Here is a 17,137-nt window from a genome sequence, read left to right as displayed (position 1 = left end):
AAGGTTAAAGACGAGAAAAAATGAAAGAAAAAGCAAAAAATAAACGTCAATTGGACTCTACATACTTCTTAAAGTTATCGAGGATTGCCTGCCAACCTCCCCTTTGCATTTCAATGGGATTTTGGTCTTCAGCATCAAATATGATGGTGACTTGTGTTTTGTTTTCCAAAGATTCAAATGTTACACTGGCTTTTCTACCATCTTCCATTGTATAACTGATTAATTTTTGATCGATTACTTTGTCATAAGTGGCTTCGAACTCGAAACCAAAACTTCCATCTTTTGCTTCCATTCTTGCACTGTATTTACCACCAACTCGTAAATCATTTTTGGCCCAAGGGCATTGCCAATCGTCAGAAGCAAAGTTCCAATGGATGATATGTTCCGGTTTGGTGTAATCGTCCCAAACTTTTTTGGAGTTTGCTTGTATTGTTGATTGAATGGTAATTTGCTCGGAGTTCATAACGGGAAATTCTATTTGTATGGATTTTTCTTGAAAAGCATTTTCTTATCTTTTCTCAGCGATTTCTTTTATGATCTCCAAACATTGGTTCCAACTTTCTTCCGAATGTTTCAATTTGTCCTCTGCGGTAAATCCAGTTTGCGTTAAACGAATTGTCACAATTCCGTTTTTCTCTTCCAAATGATTTTCAATGATCGAATAGTTTTCAGGTTGATCCGGTAATCCAAAAAAAGCAGTAAAATAAGAATATTTGAATGTATGAGGGGATTGGAATTTAAGAATGGTTCCTTTTTCTTCATAAGGTGTTCCTTCCCACACTCCTTTGAATATAAGAGAACTTCCTTCTTTCCATTCTGAAATCGCCTCAGTTCCATACAAATATTCTTTGATGTATTTAGGGGATGTAAGTATCTCCCAAACTTTTTCCAAACTAGAATGTATGGTTTTTGTCAGATGCAAATGTAAATTGTGATTCAATTGATTTGTTGTATTCATTGTGTTCCTCGGAAAATACCATACCAAAAAGAAAAAGTTTTGGATTGTAAAAACACGACAAAACGCTAAATAAGTGGTATGGTCAGAGAAAAAGGAAAACCGGCACGAGGAGTTTTACGCCAAACCAAGGCCGATCAGGTCGCAAAACACAACCGGTTTTTTGCCAATGAAAAACTAGATTTTTTTATAGAGCATTATTGGACTGTTAGTTGGGACTTAACCAACCAAAAACCTTATCTTGCAGAAACGCTACCTTACCCAAGCATTCACATTGTATTTGAAAAAGATAATTCAAAAGTTTTTGGAGTCACTAAAGGTAGATTTTCTACCTTATTACAAGGAAAAGGTTCTGTCTTTGGAATCAAATTTCGTCCCGGTGGATTTTATCCTTTTTTTAAAAAATCAGTTTCTATTCTCACTGACAAAAAATTACCTCTATCGATTCTCTCCAATGAAGAAATCTTAAACCTTGAAAACAAAATTTTTAACTTAGAAGAAGAAACAAGTCGAGTCGAATTGGTTGAAACTTGGTTAGAAAAAATTCTAACCAATCCAGATCCAAAAATCCCTTTTCTCAATGGAATCATAGATAAAATCAAAGAAGATCGAGGGATACAATCGGTAGACCAAATTGTAAAATTGACTTCGATGAACCTTCGAAGTTTACAAAGACTATTTCGAGATTATGTGGGAGTTAGTCCAAAATGGGTGATCCAAAGATTCCGCATCCAAGAAGTAGCAGAACGAATTGAAAAAGAAAAATCAATCCATTATGCAGAAATGGCTTTGGATTTAGGATATTACGATCAGGCACATTTTATAAGAGATTTTAAGAAAACGATTGGATTAAGTCCTGAGGAATATTTGAAAACAATTTTATAACGATAAGAATCTATAGAAAAATATAAGAGAATTATTTTTTTTATTTGTTTTGTCCAATATCTGTTTTAAGTTTCTGCAAATGAATCCACGTTTTTTTTTAGCCCTCGCAATTGCCGCTCAATTTTTTACCTCCAAGGTCCATGCTTCGGAACACGAACCAGATCATCTGGAAAGATGTCTTGAGTTAGCAACGCAAGGAAGCGAATATAGTTTCAGAGAACCAAGTAATATTGAAGGAATCACCTGTTTAGGATTATCTAAAAATCCTAAATATATACCAATATTGGGTTCTTTATTAAAAAAAGACAATAGTGATCATGTTCGTTTTACCGTTATACGCGCTTTGAGTTGGATGGAAACAGAGGAAGTAACAGAATATTTATTATACACAATACAAGAAGATAACTACTATCATGCAAGGTATTGTGCAGCACTTTCATTCTCATCCATACGAGACAAAAGAGCCATTCCTGTTTTAGAAAAATATATTCATAATTTGGAACGAAGTGAAAGAAGTGCTATCGTTGAAATTTTAGAAGCACTTTCAGGAAGAGATTATACTCAATTTTTACTCGAAGATGTTTCAGAAGAAAATGACTTAAAAAAATTAAAAACAAAAGCAAACAACGAATTTAAAGCCGGACATTACGGTAGCACACTTCATTATATCAATAGAGCATTAGAGCTTGAACCTGAAAATTTAAATAGTCTCTACCTAAAAGCCAATGCTCTTGTGTTTATAAAAAATTTCTATGATTCTGAAAAAATTTATACATCATTGTTAGAATCAAAATTTCCGGACAAAGCGGGAGTTTATAAACAATTAGGTGATTTGGAAACAACTAGAGGGAATTTGACAGAAGCAAATGAATATTACAGAAAAGGATTAGATCTTAAATCAAAATCTCCCAAGTAGTTAGATCCGTTTTTATCACAAATGTTTGGTCGCAAGACTCAAAGGTGGGTGCGGAGTGGAATGCACACCCTGGTGTAGAGCCAGATCATTTTTCTTTTTTATCTGTAGTGAGATGCCACCTAGACCCCCAATGGCTTAGATCAAATCAGCTTAAAAAACATGGCTAAAGTTGACAAACAACTGCTCATCTTCTCTCGACTTAGCATAATCGATCATAATGATAGTAGCTTGGTTCCAAGCAATCCGTAACCCTAGTCCTCGAGAATAAGCATACCCTTTCCAACCTAACTTATGTTCATCGTCCCATACACGGCCATAGTCAAAAAAGGGAACTAAATTAAAGGCAAAAAATTCATCTCCAAATTTTGCCTCAGCAAATTTCCAACGAACTTCTGTGTTCCCCCAACCCATAGCCCTTCCAACAAATCGATCTTGTTTAAAACCTCGAATGGTCCTGAGCCCTCCAAGACCTCCCACAAGACCTTCCGTTCCCCACATATTTCGATATTCATAAAAAGGAGCTTCCCCATCGGTCACACCCAAACCAAATCGATTGGCAATGACTAACTTATCAAACACCTTTGGAAAAGGACTCCAAAACAATTTTGTTTGTGCAAAGTATTTTTGGTAATCGTAATCAGATCCAATAGACTTGGTATGTTTTTCATACGTTGCTTCGGCAAAAATTCCAGAATTGGGATCTGGTTCAAAGTCTCTTGTATCATAAACGAGTCCAACACGAAGAGCATTCACATAACCACCATTATATCCGATTATTTTTTTACCTTCATAATCTTCTGTAAGTCGAGTTTTTCCGTTTGGAACATCTGCTGTATGCTCACCTCCAAGAAGTGGATCCACACCACGTGCTAATTTTCCATCATATGTTCTAACTATGTTGTTGGAAAATTTTAGACCTGCAACAAGACGTACAGTTCCACCAACAAAAGAACGTTCTGTACTTGTAGTTGCCATCGGAGTTTCAATCGTATAACGGTTGTACATTTTATCTGTTACGACAAATCCAGGTGCCTGCGGAAATCCAGAATAAGTTTTTCCTCCAAGACTTACTGGATCGGAACTTGTCCCTGGGCGGTAATAAGCCAAGTTGTTTTCTTGGTCCATATAACTTGCGTTTATAATATGTCGTCCATCTTGTTGATTTCTATCCAAATAAGATAGGGGTTTCATACTCTCTTCACCAATTCCAAAATAGAGAGTGGTAGGTGTAATGGTTAGAAACAAATCAGCACGCAACCGCCATTGAGTGTCTGCAATGAAAGGCATGTCCAAACTAACCTGATGGTATTGGGCATTTTTATTTGTATTAAAATATTGCCCAAAGACACGCATCCGATACGGCGTATAATAAAAAAGTGGATCTGCTTTTTTTCCATTATCGTAAAGATAAGCACGTACACCATATCCAATCCCCTCGTTTGGATCTGAGTTGATGAGAGGGAGACCTGTTGGATACCAACCTTCTCGTTTGTCCTCTATATCCTTTTTACAAAGTTGTTTTGTAGGATCCATGGGAAAGGGAAGGTTTTTCGGTGGAGGGTCTTTCTCACAACCTGCACTGGGCATATATTCCTGTGCCGAAAGAACACTTGGAATGACAAAGGGTGCCAAAACAAAAAAGGAAAAAAGAACAAGGCTAATGGTTCGGTTCATAGGTCTGTGTTTGTACACAAACCATGGACGCTACCTGCGCAAAAGAATCAGTCAACAAAAAATGAATTTCCACTCACTTTTTGGAGTCGGTTCAGCTCCACCCCCATTCCGACGAAAAGGAGGAGTTCCGGACAAAATGATTGCTAATTCGTCATTTCTTTTGCCATCGCATCCAGCTGAACAATGATCCCTCCGGTAGATTTACTACTTTCTGATATTTGTTTGGATATTTCGACTATGTTGTCCGCATATTCAGAAATACTAGCGGTGATTTTTGTCGATTCTTCGGTCGCAATCTTTTGGAAGTTCGTAGAATTTTCGATGGTTTTGCTTGTTTCGTAAATCCTGGTATTGAGGTTGTCAATGGTTTCAATTGCTTTGTCAATTTCTACAATCTTTGTACCCACTCCCGTGATTTCATTTTTAATGATACCAATGGCTGTATCCAACTTTCCCATCATTTCCGAAGACCTGTTGATCAGTTCACTACTTTCACCAATCAATGAAAGGTTCTCTTGGATGATCTTAGAAATTTCTTTGGAGTTTCTAGTCGTCGCATCAGCTAACTTTGATATTTCTTCGGCAACAACAGCAAAACCTCGGCCATGTTCACCAGCTCTTGCTGCTTCAATAGCAGCATTTAACGATAATAAATTTACTTTGTCGGCGATGTCATTGATCACAGAGACAAAATCAGAAATCTCTGTACTTTTTTCCTGAAGGATATTGAACTTATTGATCGAAAGATGAATGTGTTCCGAAGTATCAGTCGAATAACCTAATACAACATCTAAGTTTTTATAAATCCTACCAGTTCCAGTTTGTACCGTTTCATTTATCGCTTTTAGATCATTCACTGATTGAATGGAAGTTTCTGATTCATGATACAATGATTTTGCGATTTTATTATTGGAATCTGCTTTAGAAGATAATTCTTGCAAAGAAGTTGAAATTTCAGAAAGAGAAGTAGCCTGATGTTCCGAAATTAGTTTTAGCTCTTCTGAAATTGTATCTTGGTTTTTAATTTGTTGTTTCATCATATCAATTGTGTTCAAAATGGTTTTTGCCATATGTAACAAATTGTCTAAAGCTTTTTTGGCTTCTTTTTGTTTCTCAACTGCCAAATTTAGCAGAGTCCTTGTTGCTGTTGCCCCAACAGTAGCACCAATCCCAACCCAAACAAAAATCAAAAACCTTACAATGATATTACTCTTGGGCCCACCAGGAATCAACTCAGGTCGCAAAGCGAACAAAACAACTTCAGATATAATAATCAAAATAAAGTTATATATAGATGCATTACGATTGAAGTACAATACACTTAAAACAAAAGAAATATAAAACGTAGCAGCAAGCTCAGTTGCTCCATAAATTTCATATTGAAATACCAACAAACAAAGTGTAACCCCTGTGATGGATATATAACTAGAAGACCAGTGTGTTTTTAATTTGGAAGAGAGTAAAAAACCAAAAACCAATATAGAAGTAGCAAGAACAAACTCAATGAGGATACTCTGATATGTCAGATAATCGGAACCTTTCCCTGCAAGTTTAATGGAAAGTGTTGCAACATTGGCGAGTGCAAGGATCGACAGAAACGAAAGAAACATCCGTTTGTTGTTTCGTAACATCACTTCCGTGAAGAGGTCATCGGAAATCGTCATGGCTTTCTTTGGGGCAAAAAATTTAGCAAACAAACTGTACCTTCTTTAGAAAGGAAATAGATTTAGTCATACTTTAGAAATGGAATCTATTGGCAAGAAACGTCCTAAAACCCAACAGAGGTCCGCAAGACCTAAGGTTTGTCCAAAAAATCCTAACAGGGGCCAATTCCGAAGGGAGAACAGAACCAACTTTCATTCCATTGCGTGTATATCCTGAACCTAGTTCACCTCATTGGAATGAGACGAACTGAATCTGAAAGTATTTCATTTTTTTCCCAGGGAGACGAAAGAATCGTTTAGAATGCTTCAAAAGAACTTAGAAAATTTTTCCGAGTTTGTTTTTTAAAAAAATATCAGAACCCGGTTTGGATCCGCCAATCTTCCGGCTTGGGTTAATGACCTCATCCTCTCCGTTATAAATTCAGATTTTGCATTTCAGGTTTTTGGATAAATTTTTAGAAAAAAATCATCAAGGTGCAATAAACCTTTCCCCACAAGACACTTATTAGGTTGAAAAGAACACATTCAAATAACATATCATTAAAAGATACTGGTTTTCCGCTACAAGACCACGAATCGCCCGTTAGTATTTCCTCTAAATTTTCCAACTAGATTGACACAAAACAGAAGTCAAACGATAACTGTCAAAAAAATGATCAGGAGAATCATGTGAAAAAGAGCATTTTCTTTGGCATCTCACTCACATTCATATTACTAACACAAAACTGCTCTGGTACATCGTTCCACGCTAGTTATGTGCCAAGTGCTAACACCAACCCAACTAGGGAATACGCAACAGCTTCCACTCTTTCCAAAGGTGGGCTTTTCTTCCACAAAACCTATGTTCCTGGACCACTCGGACTCAACGCAGAAGGAACTTCTGAAGGAAGAGGTTGTAGCCATTCCGTTCTCTACTTGTTTTCATTCGGTGATTCATCTATCGAAACAGCAAAGAAAAATGGAAACATCACAAAAGTTGCCTATTTGGATTATGAACAACTCGGAATCTTAGGTTATGTTTACCATAGAGTTTGTGTAATTGTGAAAGGATCATAAACGGAGTTCAACAATGAAAATGAAATTAGTATTTATCTCTCTATTAAGTGTATTTTTATTCGCAAATTGTGCTATTGGGCCAACACATGGACTACTTTTTAATTCAACTAAATTTGCGGGTACGTTTAACCCAGAAAACAATGTAAAGTCATCAAAAGAAGGAAAAGGATGCCAGTTTACTATCCTTTATCTTTTTAGCGTTGGTGATGCAGGTGCAGGATCTGTCGCAAACAAAAACGGAATCAGCAAAATTGCAACCATCGACCACTCTTCTTTATCTGTCTTTACCGGTTTATTCCGTAACTACTGTACAATTGTATCTGGAGAATAATCATGAAATACCTTTTACTTTCAATTTTTAGTTTGGCCCTTTTTACAAACTGTGTGACCACTCCACTTCCAGCGTATCTTTTTTCCAACACCACCCAACATCTAAACGGGGATGCTGTTGGTAATATGGTAACGTCTGCTAAAGTGGAAAAATCAGGAAAGTCTTGCAGTTTATCAGGTTTATCCGTAAATATTTTCTATTATGGTGCGGGTAACTCCATCGAAGAAGCAGCACAATATGCAGGGATCAAAAAGATAGCTGTCGTTGATAGAGAATCATTAACGATTTTGCCATTCGGACTCTTTTATCGCGAATGTGTAGTTGTTTGGGGGGAATAGACCGTGTCCCATAACAAAATCATTCTAATATTGGGGGTGGTGTTTTTATCTTTTGGAAGTTTACTTGCCAAAGACTATGACTCCACTCACGAATTGCCGGAAGTAAGACAACCAGACAAACACCGAGTGTACTTACGCTCCACTGGAAGTGCAGGTGGTCTTTACATTCCAGAAAAGGATTACTTAAGAAATTCAGACGTTTCATTTATGTTATTCAACGGTGCAACGATGTATGATTTACTTATGTATACCCAACAAATGCCGAAATACGATGGTAGCGCAAATACTCGAGAATTAGAGTATCGTTACCAAGATAAGTTTCGTATTTTTTACGAATCTAGGGTGTTGGTAAATGATAAGAAACAAGATGATCCTTATCTTGCGCAATTCACCGAAAACAAAAAGAGTTTTGGATTGGCCTACTTCCATCCTTTGAATCCACATTTTAGTATTGGAGCCAGCTTAAGGAGAACAAGTATCAATCAAATGACAAATAGTGGAGGTATCTCGTATGAATACATTCCACCTTTCGCTGGATCCATTATGGGTATCTCTTACCTACAATTTCACGATCGCGAGGCAAAACTAAATTTCACTGGTATCGTACCCGGTATCCATTTAGAAATTAAGCCATTGCGATGGTTTGAAATTCACTTGGGCCAACAGTTCTATAACCTAAAAGGTAACGATTCAAAAGTAGGATTTGCTGCAGCAACTGTCGCTGGTCTTGGAGTTGCTACTTTCGGTTATTCTGGTGGGGATGCAACTTACACAGGTACAAGACAATCAATTGACTTTGTCTTTCGATTTTCTTCTTGGTTTGCTGCGAAATGGGGATACTCCAAAGAAAGTATGAGGGTAAAATACCAAAATTACCTGACTTTAGGAAACTCACCGACTGCGACCCTACTGTATTCTGCTTGGGACGGATCTCAAACAACAAAATTTGATTTCACTGCTCTCAACTTCACACTTGAATTTTCCAAAAGTTTTGGAGAATAAAATTTCAAAAAAACCTAACAGGAAATATTTCTCCTGTTAGGTTCCTTTCTTCACTCGTTAAATTTTAAGAACATTTCGATTTTACTTTCTTCTGTAAGTTCGTTTTCAATTAACTTTCCTTTTTAACCCCAAACTGATACCAATCCACCTTGCGAGTGAAATGCATCACGGCGGAAAGAACCAAAAACAGTGCCAATGATCCTAGAAGTAAAGCCTGGTCTTCAGAAGCCAAAATCACATACAGAAAGGAATACAAAACAAAATAATAAGAAGCAGTGATCAGCCCTTTCTTTTTGTTTTTTAAAACACTAATGGCATAGTATCCAATGAGTCCTGTCACAGCCAAACTGGATAAAATATATGCTGGCAAAAATCCAAAGTGCTCTGAAAAAGATAGGTTTAATATATAAAACAATACCATAGCTGATCCAATCAAAATGTATTGGATGGGATGTAACAAAATCCCACCAAACACTTCCATTAGAAAAAATAAGGCAAAACTTGTGACAATAAAAAGTAAACCATACTTAACTGATCTTTCCATTTTTAAATAATGGTCGACTGGGATGACCAAATTCACACCATAAGCAGAATTTAATATTGCATTTAGCACAGATTCATCCATTGAATGGATCACTTGTGGATATGATCTTGCAAAGTAAGATGACTCCCATACCGCAGAAAATCCATCATCTTGGATCGAACGATCTTTTGGTAAAAAATTTCCATTAAAAGAAGGATCTCTCCAATCAGAACTCATTACTAATTTAGATTTTTTTCCAATCGGAACAACTGAAAATGTTTCAGATCCTTTAATTTCTAATTGGATTTCAAAGGGGATAAAATTTCCTGCTTCGGAAATGTTTGCAGATGCATTGAGACCTGAATGTAGATAAGAAGATCTGGTTCCAGGTAGAAACTTTTTTTCTTTTCCTGCCCACAACAATTTCATTTCACCGCCCAGTCCTTTTAAATCAGACACAGATAGAATGATCCGAGCATCCTCCCAATAAATGTATGTTGTATCTAAAGGAAAATCGGAAGAATACATTGGTGAAAATTTGCCAGAAAGTTTCATCTTACTTGTGTACAATGGAATTTCGTAGATACTTCTTTTACGAAGTTCAGTTTTCATCTCTACAACTGAATCTAACTCATCTGGTAAAAAATATGCATAATCTGTAATGTAATCCCATTTATCTTTTTCCTTTGTGGAACCTGATTTTGGAATCCTTACATTATAAGGAACCATAAGAATAGGCCCCACGATGGTTTGACTAGTTCCCCATTTTTCACCAACCTCAACGACGGCTTGGTTTCTAGATGCACTTCTTTCTTCTATCAAAGAACCTATCATCACCAGTGGAATGATAAACAATAAAACCATCCCACCCAGAATGGCCAAACGAAGATTAACAGATGTTTGTAGTTTACTCATAAAAACTCCTATCTTTAAGATAAGGTATTTTCGTGAGTCTTTTATGATCGAAATGTGAGGATTCTGTGAGGATCTATTTTTTTGGAAACTGAATCGAAACTTCCACACCACGAGGACTTCGGTTCTGGACCTTCAATTTTCCACCATGTAAATCTACAATTTGGCTAACAATGCTAAGCCCTAAACCAGAACTCTTTCGATTGTTTGTGGGACGAGGTAAGGAATAAAACTTTTCTGTGATTCGATCCAAAGCAAAATCAGGAATGGAATGTCCTTCATCCATTATAGAAAAATCGACAGAATAGTCCGGATTTTCCTCAATTCGAATGTGAATGGTATCGTTTTTATTGGCAAAGTCGATTGAGTTTCTGATTAAGTTTTCAATGCTTAAAGACAAATAGTTACGATTCCCAAACATTTCCAAAAGTTTATTTTTACATTCGGTAATAATCTGAATGGATTTCCATTCTAGTTCGGATTTGAAATTGGCAATCACTTCCAACACGAGATCATATAACAACACTCTATCGTCCATTGTAATTGTTTTTTTGCCTTCTAAGGAAGAAAGTTCTAACATTTGTTCAATGAGTTTTTGAATTCGTTTTGCTTCTTCGTGGATGTTTTTTGTCAAACGATCTGATTCATTCGGATGAGATTGTAAAAGTTCAACAGATGCCAAAATGGAAGAAAGAGGACTTTTGATCTCATGTGTAAGGGTTTGTACATAAGATTCTATATATTTTTTGCCTTCAATCTCTTCGACCAACAAATCAACTTCTTTGCCCAGTTCATTCAGCTCACGAATTCCTATTTTTGGAAACACAACCTTTTCTTTTTTTCGTAAAGAACTTACATACTGAGACAAACGCAAAATAGGACGAAAACTCAAATAAGCGAGTAAACTAAAGAGAATGGCAATGGCAGAAGCAACCAGTAAAGATATACGCCAAAACTTTTTTTTGGCCTCATCAATGAATGGAATCACACCAGTTTTTGGTTTGATGACAGTAAGAACCCCAATCATTTGATTTTTGAATCGGATCGGGGAAGCCACAAACAAAGCTCCTTCTCCTTCTGTGTCTAGTAACTTACTGGATCTTGCTCCATATTTACCTTGAAGAGTCAAATAAACATCATTGAACTTTGAATAGTCGAGACCTTCCCGATAGGATTCAGAGTCAAAAATCACAATCCCATTTTTATCGGTGATATAAAGTTGGATGTCTGTATTGGTTTTTAATAACGAGTAAATTTTTGCTTCAAACGAACGTTTGTTTGTATTTTCAAATACGGGAGAGAACAGAGTATGAAGGAATATCTTAAAATGATAAACGTCTTTTGGATTTTGTTCCAATCGTTCTTCGACAATGGCGGACAAAATATGTGCTGTATCGTTCAAAGATTCTTCGACCGTCTCCATATATCGAGGCCGAATGGATTCTTCCGTTTTATCGATTAAATAATAAAAACCAATACTTAAGATAAAAAAAAACTAATGATGATGCGAATCCAAAGGTTCATATTTTTTCCTTCAATCCATATCCTTGTCCCCTTCTTGTTTCAATGGGGTCGAAGTCTGGTTCTATTTCTTTGAACCTGGCACGGATGTTTTTAATCACAGTATCAACAGCGCGGTCGAAACTATCTTCTGGTTCTGTCCAAACACTGTCCATAATTTCTTCTCTTGTGAAAATCCTACCTGGCCATTTAAAAAACAGTTCCATCGTTTTGTATTCATAAGGAGATAAATTTAAGTGATAACCGTTGAAATAAACCAACTTTTTATCCAGAGAAATTCTAAGTTTGTGATCTTCTAAACTTTGTGTTGGAGTGGATCGTCTTAAAATCGCACGAATCCTTGCCAGAAGTTCTCTGGGGCTAAATGGTTTGACAATGTAATCATCTGCACCAATCTCAAGCCCCAAAACTTTATCAATTTCTGTATTCCTAGCAGTTAAAAAAATAACGGGAGTTAAATATTTTTTCCGAATTTCTTTTAATACTTCAAATCCATTTTGATCAGGAAGTCCGACATCAAGAATGATCAAAGATACATCCTGTGAAACTTTTTCAATTCCTTGTTTTCCTGTAGAGGCCAAAGAAACGATAAATCCTTCAGACTCTAATGAAATTTGAATGGTTTCCTGAATTCCTGGTTCATCCTCTATTAAAAGTATATTTGTCATCGAAACTAAATTATTTTCCTTCTGCCCAGGACTCTTCTCTTGGATCGGCCACACCAATGAGTTTTCTATTTTTATCATCATTTAACACGGCACATACGGAACCTAAATCATTATCCAAATGTCCTTTTTTATAAACTTTGTATCCTTTTTCTTTTAATGAATCAGAAACTTTTTCATACAAAGATTCTTCTAACTCAATTCCACCTGGACGGTAAACGTGAGGAGAAAAACTATCCGGCCAATTCACCGAACGAAATCTAGGTGCTTCCACTGCTTTTTGCGGATCCATTCCAAAAACAATTACATTCAAAAAGAATTGGATCATCGCTTGGCTTTGGACATCTCCCCCTGGAGTTCCAAAACTCATCCATAACTTACCATTTTTTAAAACCATTCCTGGATTAGGAGTGATCCTTGGTCGTTTGCCAGGTGCTAGCGCAGAAGGATGATTGGGGTCTAAACGAAATTGAGTCATCCGTATACCCAATGTGAGTCCAGTTCCTGGAACCATAGGTGATTGAGGAAAATCACTTGGAGTAAGAGAAACAGCATTTCCAGAAGCATCGATGATACTCAAATAAGTTGTGTCTTTTCCATATTTAATTTCTCCAACTGAGACATCCTTAACTTCGTTAGGTGTCGATTGTAAAGAAACAGGTTTTTTAGAAGAAAACAACCAAGGGTTTCCACTGGGAGGTGTGGCACCAAAGGCATCTTTTTGAATCAGTTTTCGTCGTATCGCTGCATATTTTTTTGAAAGTAATCCATCTAACGGAACATCCACAAATTTGGGATCTCCAAAATACCTTTCCCGATCAGAAACAACAAGTTCAATTGCTTGCGATACTGTATGAATGTATTCAGGTGAATTATGGCCCATCGATTTTAAGTTTATACCATCTAACAGTTGCAAAACCATTGGAACCACGGGTCCTTGGGTCCAAGTTTGGTTGGATATAATTTGATAATCTCCATACTCACCGGAAATTGGTTTTTCCCATCCGCCTGTATAATTTGCCAAATCTTCTTTTGTAAAGAGTCCTCCTTTTTCCGTATGTAATTTGACAATCGCATCGGCAACTGGTCCCTTATAAAAATAATCCCTTACAGATTCTAACGCTTGTTTTCTGGTTTTTCCTTTTTTGAGGATTCTATTTTCTTCGTCTGCCATTGACTTCCAAGTTTTTGCAAGGTCCAAACGTTTTGTTAACTCGCCTTCTCGAATTCCATACCACCATTTTTTTTCAAGATACACTTCGGAATTATAAGGCATAATGATTGTAAAACCTAATCGTTTGTATAATGGTAAATCTAAGTTTTTGACAAGGATTCGGTTGGCAGGAAATCCTTCTTCCGCAACAGCAATTGCCGGTTTTACTAATTCAGAAAAAGATTTTGTTCCATGATCTTGTAACAGTCGTACGATGACATCAGGAGATGCAGGCAACAACTGAGCCAAAATAGAATTTTTTGGCATTACATCATAACCCTTTTCTTTAAACCATTCTATGTTTGCTTTTTTAGGAGCCGTTCCTGCTCCAATATAACTTTTGACTTGTCCTGATTTTTGGTCGTAAACCAAGGTAGGAGCAACGGATGGAAAACTAGCAGCCTCACCATTCGTTACATTTAACACAAGCAATGCGGCAACTGCTGCATCAATCGCATTCCCTCCATCTTCTAAAACTTTGATGGCCGCTTTGGTGGCGAGTGGGTTTCCCGTAGAAACCATATATTTTTTACCAACAGCGACATCCCGCAAACTTCCCTGCGGATCAACATAGGATGGAACAATAGGTCGGCGACTTCCTAAACATTGGAAGAAAAAAAGAAACACAAGGGAAGCGATTAAAATTTTAAGAAAATGTAACATAGACCCTCAAAAACTGCCATTTCTGCAAAATGGTGTCAAAATTTGATTCTATGTCGAACTATTTTTTTATAACTTAAATCGATCGGTAATGCCTTTTAAAATCTCCGCTGTGGAAGCTAAATTTTGCGCAGAAGAAGACATTTCTTCCGACCCAGAGGCAGTACTTAACGTATGTTCGTTGATCTGGATGATTACTTCGGAGATTTCTCTTACTGCTCTTTTCTGTTCGCTAGTGGAGAGTTTAATTGTTTCTGCATCCTGACCCATTTGTTCAGCACCTTCGTCTACTTCTCGTTTGATGGACTCTTGTGCTGCTGTGACTGAATACAGTTTGTTCATTGCTGCACTTACTGTTTCCACATTTTGGATGATATTGTGTAACATGGCTGCAGAGGAACGAATGGCATTGGCACCTGAGTCCAATTCCCGATTGTTTTTTGTAATCATGTTTCCAATGGATTTAATGGATGAAGCTGTTTTTTCGGAAAGTTTTGAAATTTCATCGGCAACCACTGCAAATCCTCTACCTGCCTCACCAGCTCTTGCAGCTTCGATTGCAGCGTTTAATGCCAAAAGTTGTGTTTGGTCTGAAATTTCATTAATGATCTGAATGATGGCCGTCATCTCTCCTGAGGAATGCAGGATGTTTTCAATCATTTGGCTCATCCCTTGGATGGACTCTTCCCCTTTTTTGGCCTGATCCGAAATGGATTCAGCCAATTTTAAAGTGCTTTCAATTTCAGAACCAATTTTTCGGATACTTTCCGATAGTTCGCGAATTTTAGAATGGAAGTTTGCAAAATTTCCAAACTGTCTTTCGGTAGAAGCTGCGATATAATCCATACCAGCAGACATCTCTTCAATCGTTGCTGACATTTCTTCAGAAGAGGCTGCCGTTGATTGCGCCCCTGTTGCAAAATTATTAGAAGAAGAAGTAAGTTGTTCTGATGCTGAAGCCAATTCCATTGTGATTCTTTGGATTTCTTCAAATGATTTTCTCAAACTTGCAATGAAAGTATTAAGACCTTGGCCCATTCTCCCAATCTCATCATCATAGACTACTTTAATGGAGGAAGTTAAATCTCCCTCAGACATTGATTTGAATATATGACTTACATTTTCCAGTGGGTTCAAACGTTTGTTTAGTAAAACATATAATAACCAGATAGAAACAAGAGCAATTAAGATAGAAGAAATAGCAATGATGATTAACAATTCAAAAAGTGCTTCTTTGATTTCTTCTTTTGGTTGGATGGCAAGGATCACCACACCCCAGTCATTTAAATTGTAACTGACGGCAAGATGTTCTTTTTCTAAATAATTAAACTCTAACACCTCTCCCGTTTTAAGGGATAACATACGAGCACCTGATTCATCTTTAGATAAATCATATTTTAAGATTTGTTTTTTCTCTTTTAAAGCAATGAGTAAACCAGCTGTTGTAGAAACGACTACATATCCATCACGACCAATTTTGATTTTGTTGATTACTTTGTCCGTTAAATCCATCAAAGATAGTGCAATTCCAGCATTTCCAATTAACTTATCGCCGTCATACACAGGATAGGTGATAGTCGCTACAGGATTATTTGTAAGAGGATTCATAATTGGTTTACCAACAAAATATCTCTTTTCCTTACCCGCCTTTAGTTCTGCTGGATCCATATCCTCCGGTTTCATTTTCCAACCGATGGCCTTACCTGTAGCGTCAGCAACAACACGAGGATCGTTATCATAAGTATGTGTGTATATATTTTCATACACTCCGTAACGATCGTTCATTTCTTTAAAGTAAGCTTGTGCGATTGGTTTCCCTGTTTTTAGGGAATCAATCGTCCTTCTATCATTGGCTACTGTTTTGATGACATTGACATGGTTTACAAAAAAATCATCGATCTCTTGTCCCACAACACCGACAATTCCATGCATTTGTCCAATGTAAGCTTCTTGAATTTTTTTTTGTCCGAAGTAATATGCAACAGCGCCAACAGAACAACTGATGATAAAAAGAATGGAGGCACCACTTAAGAGTAATATGAATTTAATCGAATTGCGTTGCATAATATTTCCTCGATATTTAATTGAACATGGTTAAGAATATCAAATTATTCTTAATGAACTCAATCCTAGGCTTTTGGTATAGAGTTTGAAACTGTTGTTTTTTGGCAATCTACCTAGAATGATTCTAAGGAAAAAACCTTTTTTTAAGACTTAGGGATTACTCCTCAAAGTCCAAAGAATATGAAAAATGAAATTTATACAAAGTGGGAAGAGGAGTCAGCACTTGTGACCACAAGAATCTCTGGAGCCATCACGGAAGACGAAGTTTCCCAATGGAAACAAAGTTTAGAAACAACTTTCTCCTCAATCCCTAAAGGAACAAAATTTAAAATCTTTGTTAACCTTCATGGACTGAATCCTTCGTCCGTCTCTGCGCACAAAGCCTACCGAGACATCGTTCCCCTTCTCTTAAGCAAATACAATTGGAGAATTGGATATCTGGATTTATTCGACGAAGCAAAGGATTTAAAACTAACATCCGAGAACGGAATCGAATGTCTGGCCGCTGTACATTGCCATCACGATAGTTATAAAATCAATGAATATGAACGTAGGTTCGGGAAAACATCTGAACATTTTTATGATGACCCAGAAAAATCGGAAACCTGGATTCGCAGTTATCCAGTGGCTTCCCATTAAAATCATTTGCTTACAATGAATTCAGTTGTAAGCAGTTCTTTCCTGTACAAAATGAATCCTGTTTCTGAAAGGAAAGGACTTTCCTCTTTAAAAGAATAAGTCCCTTCCTTACGATCCTC

At 36.9% G+C, this 17,137-nt stretch carries 16 protein-coding genes; 7 read left to right on the top strand and 9 right to left on the bottom strand.

Annotated features, from left to right (window positions below; translation table 11 throughout):
* Positions 1 to 46: 46 nt before the first annotated feature.
* Together EHR01_RS16745 and EHR01_RS16740 are read right to left on the bottom strand one after the other, a co-directional pair.
* The gene (locus tag EHR01_RS16745) at positions 47 to 463 is read right to left on the bottom strand and encodes an SRPBCC family protein (protein WP_135696447.1); all 417 of its coding nucleotides are present in this window, start codon (positions 461 to 463) and stop codon (positions 47 to 49) included.
* A 45-nt stretch (positions 464 to 508) separates the two neighbouring features.
* A complete protein-coding gene (locus tag EHR01_RS16740; protein ID WP_135696445.1) occupies positions 509 to 958 on the bottom strand; it encodes an SRPBCC family protein in 450 nt (149 codons plus the stop codon).
* A gap of 78 nt (positions 959 to 1,036) precedes the next feature.
* On the opposite strand from EHR01_RS16740, the gene EHR01_RS16735 reads away from it, so the two are divergent.
* Complete coding sequence (locus EHR01_RS16735) at positions 1,037 to 1,840, top strand: helix-turn-helix domain-containing protein (RefSeq protein ID WP_135696442.1); 804 nt, start codon at positions 1,037 to 1,039, stop codon at positions 1,838 to 1,840.
* Positions 1,841 to 1,919: 79 nt separating this feature from the next.
* Positions 1,920 to 2,756, top strand: coding sequence for a HEAT repeat domain-containing protein (locus tag EHR01_RS16730; protein WP_135696439.1), 837 nt, complete (start codon positions 1,920 to 1,922; stop codon positions 2,754 to 2,756).
* Positions 2,757 to 2,906: 150 nt separating this feature from the next.
* Here EHR01_RS16730 and omp85 read toward each other — a convergent pair whose 3' ends face one another.
* Both omp85 and EHR01_RS16720 read right to left on the bottom strand, forming a co-directional pair.
* The gene (gene omp85 / locus EHR01_RS16725) at positions 2,907 to 4,430 is read right to left on the bottom strand and encodes an Omp85 family outer membrane protein (RefSeq protein ID WP_135696436.1); all 1,524 of its coding nucleotides are present in this window, start codon (positions 4,428 to 4,430) and stop codon (positions 2,907 to 2,909) included.
* Positions 4,431 to 4,573: 143 nt separating this feature from the next.
* A complete protein-coding gene (locus tag EHR01_RS16720; protein WP_135696433.1) occupies positions 4,574 to 6,127 on the bottom strand; it encodes a methyl-accepting chemotaxis protein in 1,554 nt (517 codons plus the stop codon).
* Between the two features lie 636 nt (positions 6,128 to 6,763).
* On the opposite strand from EHR01_RS16720, the gene lsa14 reads away from it, so the two are divergent.
* The 4 genes from lsa14 to EHR01_RS16700 are packed head-to-tail and all read left to right on the top strand — an operon-like array spanning position 6,764 to position 8,821.
* A complete protein-coding gene (lsa14, locus tag EHR01_RS16715) occupies positions 6,764 to 7,150 on the top strand; it encodes an adhesin Lsa14 (protein WP_135696430.1) in 387 nt (128 codons plus the stop codon).
* 13 nt (positions 7,151 to 7,163) lie between these two features.
* Entirely contained in the window at positions 7,164 to 7,481 is a 318-nt protein-coding gene (locus EHR01_RS16710; protein ID WP_135696428.1) for a TRL-like family protein, read from the top strand.
* Positions 7,482 to 7,483: 2 nt separating this feature from the next.
* Positions 7,484 to 7,819: a TRL domain-containing protein gene (locus EHR01_RS16705; RefSeq protein ID WP_135696425.1), complete on the top strand. Its 336-nt coding sequence runs from the start codon at positions 7,484 to 7,486 to the stop codon at positions 7,817 to 7,819.
* Positions 7,820 to 7,822: 3 nt separating this feature from the next.
* Complete coding sequence (locus EHR01_RS16700) at positions 7,823 to 8,821, top strand: hypothetical protein (RefSeq protein ID WP_135696421.1); 999 nt, start codon at positions 7,823 to 7,825, stop codon at positions 8,819 to 8,821.
* 109 nt (positions 8,822 to 8,930) lie between these two features.
* On the opposite strand, the gene creD is transcribed toward EHR01_RS16700, so the two are convergent.
* From creD to EHR01_RS16675, 5 genes are all read right to left on the bottom strand, one after another.
* A complete protein-coding gene (creD, locus tag EHR01_RS16695; protein ID WP_135696417.1) occupies positions 8,931 to 10,259 on the bottom strand; it encodes a cell envelope integrity protein CreD in 1,329 nt (442 codons plus the stop codon).
* A 73-nt stretch (positions 10,260 to 10,332) separates the two neighbouring features.
* The gene (creC, locus tag EHR01_RS16690) at positions 10,333 to 11,742 is read right to left on the bottom strand and encodes a two-component system sensor histidine kinase CreC (protein ID WP_279638604.1); all 1,410 of its coding nucleotides are present in this window, start codon (positions 11,740 to 11,742) and stop codon (positions 10,333 to 10,335) included.
* 34 nt (positions 11,743 to 11,776) lie between these two features.
* On the bottom strand, positions 11,777 to 12,445 hold the full coding sequence (locus EHR01_RS16685) for a response regulator (RefSeq protein ID WP_135696411.1): 669 nt from the start codon (positions 12,443 to 12,445) through the stop codon (positions 11,777 to 11,779).
* A gap of 10 nt (positions 12,446 to 12,455) precedes the next feature.
* Positions 12,456 to 14,318: a gamma-glutamyltransferase family protein gene (locus EHR01_RS16680; protein ID WP_135696408.1), complete on the bottom strand. Its 1,863-nt coding sequence runs from the start codon at positions 14,316 to 14,318 to the stop codon at positions 12,456 to 12,458.
* A 66-nt stretch (positions 14,319 to 14,384) separates the two neighbouring features.
* A complete protein-coding gene (locus EHR01_RS16675; protein ID WP_135696404.1) occupies positions 14,385 to 16,379 on the bottom strand; it encodes a methyl-accepting chemotaxis protein in 1,995 nt (664 codons plus the stop codon).
* Positions 16,380 to 16,559: 180 nt separating this feature from the next.
* Here EHR01_RS16675 and EHR01_RS16670 point away from each other — a divergent pair, with 180 nt between their 5' ends.
* Positions 16,560 to 17,018 (top strand): hypothetical protein, encoded by a 459-nt coding sequence (locus EHR01_RS16670; protein WP_135696402.1) that lies wholly within the window; start codon positions 16,560 to 16,562, stop codon positions 17,016 to 17,018.
* The last annotated feature ends 119 nt before the right edge of the window (positions 17,019 to 17,137 follow it).

Origin of the sequence: Leptospira mtsangambouensis (assembly GCF_004770475.1) — a bacterium.
Taxonomy (GTDB): Bacteria; Spirochaetota; Leptospiria; order Leptospirales; family Leptospiraceae; genus Leptospira_A; species Leptospira_A mtsangambouensis.
Note: the sequence above shows the minus strand (reverse complement) of the source record. Positions and strands in the feature narration are given on the sequence as shown.